Below are 4,326 nucleotides of genomic sequence, written 5' to 3'. Positions count from 1 at the left end.
GGGGTGAATAATTGGGGTTAACGGTTATTTATACATATCTATTTTTTCAAATCTTCAGTCATATGTTCACCTGTGACCTAGGCTTTACGAGTGCCTTGCTCTACCAACTGAGATAAATCGGCGATTACACTTACAGTATAGCACTCTGAGAATAGATGTCAAGGAATTTTCATCTCTATTAGAAAAAGCCTGTCCTAAGACAAGGCTTTGAGTTTCTTCATCTTAGGATCCAGCACTTTCATAAGAATCCAAGCCCCTGTCCCATAGTTTCAAGGAAATACCAAAAAAGACAAGGGAAATCAAAATCAAACCTCCAATGTTAAAGAGTACATCCTTGTCCTGCAAAAAATAGCTAGCAGGATAGTAGGCCGTAAAGGCAAAAGGCACGATAAAGCTGATCAACCAACGAAGAAGCGAATTGTAAATGGAAATCGGGTACTTGGCAAAATCATTAAACATATAAAAAATGTAAATCATGGCGCCTGACTGCTTGGTCCAAAAAGCGATGCTGGCTGTCGCGATTTTCAAGGAAGTATAAATCAAGGTCGCAAAAGGAATACAAACTAGGAAAAGCAGGAATTTTGGAAGAGTCCAAGCAATGCTAGTCACTGTTGTTCCCAATAGGATACCACCGACCAAGAGTTCTCCCAAAGCATCAATCTGAAAAGTCTCAACTAGAATATGAAAGAGAGGATTGATAGGACGAGTCAGATACTTGTCAAACTCCCCTTTTCTCACCAAGCGTTGTCCCAATGCCCAGAGATTGTCAAAAAAGAGATGGTCCAGTCCCTTGGGAATCAAGGAAAAACCATAGATAAAGGCAATTTCTTGAAAAGTCCAACCTTCCAGGGATGGGATGTGTTGAAAGATGACATTAAGAAACAATAGGTTCAAGCCTTGAGTCAAAAAAACTCCCAGCACACCAACCACAAAATCCACCTTGTATTCCATAATTTGTTTGATGTATTGTCTGATAAAAATCAGATGCATGCGTTGATATTTTTTCATACTAACCTCCCTGAATGGTAATGAATGACTGGACTCGTTTCCAAATCAACTGAGATAAGCTCACCATCACTAAGAGCCAGAAGAACTGCAAAGCGAGCGCCTGAATCATCTGACTGGCATCGTATTTCCCAACAATAATCATGACTGGAGTGTAAATCAAGGATGAAAAAGGCAAGAAGGACAGAATATCTGAAACAAGCTTTGGAAAGAAAGCCAAGGGAATCAAACTTCCAGACATAAAAGCCACTATGGAAGTCTTGAGTAGATTGGAACCCCATAGATTTTTAAATACAAAGGCTGAAAATCCAAAGCAGATATTAAAGAAAAAGTTAATCAGATAGGCCAGCGTTAAGCTAAAAAGATAAAGGACAGTTAATCCCAGCACTTCTACAATACCTTGTCCAGATACGATTTTCATCAACACGATGACACTTAAAAATGGAAGGCCAACAGAGATAAAAATCAACCACTTGGACCCAAGCTCGGTGAAAAGATAGGAGGCCGCAAAATGCACCGGTCTCAACAAGCGCATGATAATAGAACCATCCTTGACCTCCTCCCCAATCATAAAGGAAGAATCGGATCTAGTCAGAAGATTGGTCACAAAACTCATGATGATGTAGAGGGTGATATCCGCCATACTGAAGCCCTGAATCAAAGACTCTTGTGAGGAATCAAAGACTGCCTTCCAGAGATAAAAAGCTACAAAAGCCCCCATGACATCGCCTATTCGATAGAGAATAAAGTTGACTCTATAGGTGATCAATTCCTGAACACCTGCATTGATAAAGGGTTTATAACGTCTCCACAATTTGACCATCTTAGAGCTCCTTTCGGTAGAAGCGACGGATAATATCCTCAATATCCGTATCCACCATCTTCAAATCGCGGATTTCAAAATCAGACAGGGTTTGCTTGATAATATCAGCTGACTGGTAGCGAGAACTATCGAATTCAATGTTGAGGCTGTTTCCTTGTCTATCAATGGTCATATCCGAAAAACCTTCATAGTGAGAGACGAGATGACTTTGACCTGGTAGCAGTTCAAAGGAGAGCGTCTTCATCTTGCCAAAGGTTTCCTTGAGTTGGCTCACCGTTCCATCAAAAATTTCCTGCCCCTTGTCAATCATGAAAATCCGATCACAGAGTTGCTCAATATCGCTCAAGTCGTGAGTGGTCAGGAGAATGGTTGTTTCTTCCTCCTGATTGATCTGAGTAATGGCACGACGAATGTTATCCTTGACCGAAACGTCCAAACCAATGGTCGGCTCATCTAAAAAGAGAACCTTGGGATTGTGGAGCAAGGAAGCTGCAATATCCGCCCGCATCCGTTGTCCCAGTGAAAGAGTTCGCACAGGATCCTTGATAAAGTCCTTCAAATCCAAGACTTCATTCAAAAAGTCCATGCGCTTATGAAAGAGCGAGTCTGGCACATCATAAATCTCTTTCAAAACCGTGTAGGTCTCTTGCAGTGCCAAATCCCACCATAGCTGGGTGCGTTGTCCAAAAACAACCCCAATATCTTTGACATAATCTTGCCGATTGTCCTGGGGAATCTTGCCGTTAATCCGACAAAAACCAGATGTTGGTTTCAAAATTCCTGTCAGCATTTTAATGGTTGTCGACTTCCCAGCACCATTTGCCCCGATAAATCCTAAAATCTGCCCTTTTGGAACCTCAAAGGTCAAATCCTTGACCGCTTCAAAGGTCTGCTTTTCAGGATGAATAAAGGAGCGCAAAGCCCCCTTCAAGCCCGGTTCCTTAACAGTCTTCACAAAATTTTTCTGAAGATGTTCCACTTCTATCATTGCCATATCTATCTCCCTATCATAAGGAATAGCAACATTGTGTTTTTAACTACAAATATTCTAAATCCTTACTTTCTACACCTTCTATATTTTATTACTACAGAAGGCTTTATACCAATCTATTATAGTCCAATAAAAAACAGAATGCAAGCGTTTGCCTATGGATTGTGAAATTAGGATTTCTCTCATAAAATAATACTTTTAATCAAAAATTCAGTTGAATAGTTTAAATTACCAACCTACTCATCTTCTCACCAGAGGGCGGTATTAACTTTGATCATAAAATCGGATACTCCCTCTATCCAGAAAATATGCTCAGAATGATTGTCTCTAAACAATACCTGCTCTTTTACCTCATTCATGAAAAAGAAGTCCATACCCTGAGAATTATCAACTCACGCACCGACTACCTAAACCAACTCGACCACCTCTTTCGTACATGTAGGAAACTATTTTCCTCACAAATAATCTCATTATAAAATCCAATAAATTTTTTTAGCTCACTTGAATATTTTCTTTGTATCGTTTTATCAGCTTCAATCTGATTTAGACTTGTTACCTTGGAACGACTTGAAATAACCTTTGTAAAATAACACTTAAGACTTTCATCATCTCGTATAAATTTTTCAATAGTGATATAAAAAGCTTTCATATTCTGTTTATAATCAGATATTAATTGATTAATTTTATCATTCTGATGAAGATTCGATACCATAATATATAGCGGATTGAAATAAGATGAGAACAAATTGATTGGAAAAGTAAAATTAATTTCTATAAATGTTTTAGCAATTGTTTCATACTATTTTAGATTCAGTCTACTATACATAAACTAACCTCCTCATTATTAGCAAGGCTTCTACTGATTATAACCTAATTCTTAGACTACTTCAAGACTAACTGTCCAATAATAATCTACAGATAAATCATCCACTCTTAATCAAATTTTATTCAATCCATCTACTCATTCCCAAAAGGTTGCTGTATAATGCAAGACATTTTTCTTACTGCTTTTACTTTTCCTTACCCTCAATTTAGTGAGCTAATAAATTATTCTTCTTCAAAAGGTTGAGATTTATCTAGTAACTCTAAAACATTAATGGTAGGTAGCAACATTGCTTCACTGCTATCAATTGCCGAAACTATTGAAACAATAGAACGTAAATAAGGACAAAGAATAGCAGTACCATTTACGTATAGAATATCGGTGATATTTTCATCTATATTTATTTCAAAATATCCTATTACAGTTACAGATATTTTTTCATGGCATCTTTGTCAACTAAAGAAACACTAAGTTTTACGGCTCCATGACTATAATCATCTGTATGACCAACCTTAACTATGGGATATAATATATCGAAGGTAAATGTGAACAAACTGATTAGGAAATTTAAACCAACTTCTAACAATGTGTTATACTCAATGAAAACCAAAGAGCAAACTAGGAAACTAGCCTCAGGTTGCTCAAAACACTGTTTTGAGGTTGTAGATGGAACTGACGTAGTCA

At 37.7% G+C, this 4,326-nt stretch carries 5 protein-coding genes and 1 pseudogene; all 6 read right to left on the bottom strand.

The genetic code is table 11. From position 1 onward, the window contains the following. Positions 1-222 precede the first annotated feature (222 nt). Positions 223-1,008 carry an ABC transporter permease gene (locus HT671_RS08500; RefSeq protein ID WP_023936560.1) on the bottom strand — a complete coding sequence of 262 codons (786 nt, stop codon included), beginning with the start codon at positions 1,006-1,008 and terminating at the stop codon, positions 223-225. A gap of 1 nt (position 1,009) precedes the next feature. Further along, positions 1,010-1,828: an ABC-2 family transporter protein gene (locus HT671_RS08495; RefSeq protein ID WP_023936562.1), complete on the bottom strand. Its 819-nt coding sequence runs from the start codon at positions 1,826-1,828 to the stop codon at positions 1,010-1,012. A gap of 1 nt (position 1,829) precedes the next feature. Continuing rightward, positions 1,830-2,822, bottom strand: a complete 993-nt coding sequence (locus tag HT671_RS08490; protein ID WP_001240792.1) for an ATP-binding cassette domain-containing protein — start codon at positions 2,820-2,822, stop codon at positions 1,830-1,832. 400 nt (positions 2,823-3,222) lie between these two features. Next, positions 3,223-3,468 (bottom strand): hypothetical protein, encoded by a 246-nt coding sequence (locus HT671_RS12095; RefSeq protein ID WP_000643408.1) that lies wholly within the window; start codon positions 3,466-3,468, stop codon positions 3,223-3,225. Positions 3,469-3,866: 398 nt separating this feature from the next. After that, positions 3,867-4,076 carry a hypothetical protein gene (locus tag HT671_RS12090; protein ID WP_223200444.1) on the bottom strand — a complete coding sequence of 70 codons (210 nt, stop codon included), beginning with the start codon at positions 4,074-4,076 and terminating at the stop codon, positions 3,867-3,869. Beyond that, positions 4,067-4,326: pseudogene (locus HT671_RS12085) on the bottom strand (hypothetical protein); the annotation flags it as partial. The pseudogene HT671_RS12085 and the gene HT671_RS12090, both read right to left, overlap by 10 nt.

Source organism: Streptococcus sp. 2741 (assembly GCF_013276315.1).
GTDB classification, from domain to species: Bacteria; Bacillota; Bacilli; order Lactobacillales; family Streptococcaceae; genus Streptococcus; species Streptococcus pseudopneumoniae.
Note: the sequence above shows the minus strand (reverse complement) of the source record. Positions and strands in the feature narration are given on the sequence as shown.

Excerpts from the sequence above, each read along its gene's own strand:
- HT671_RS08500 (WP_023936560.1), bottom strand. The coding sequence starts at position 1,008 with ATGAAAAAATATCAACGCATGCATCTGATTTTTATCAGACAATACATC.
- HT671_RS08495 (WP_023936562.1), bottom strand. The coding sequence starts at position 1,828 with ATGGTCAAATTGTGGAGACGTTATAAACCCTTTATCAATGCAGGTGTT.
- HT671_RS08490 (WP_001240792.1), bottom strand. The coding sequence starts at position 2,822 with ATGGCAATGATAGAAGTGGAACATCTTCAGAAAAATTTTGTGAAGACT.
- HT671_RS12095 (WP_000643408.1), bottom strand. The coding sequence starts at position 3,468 with ATGAAAGCTTTTTATATCACTATTGAAAAATTTATACGAGATGATGAA.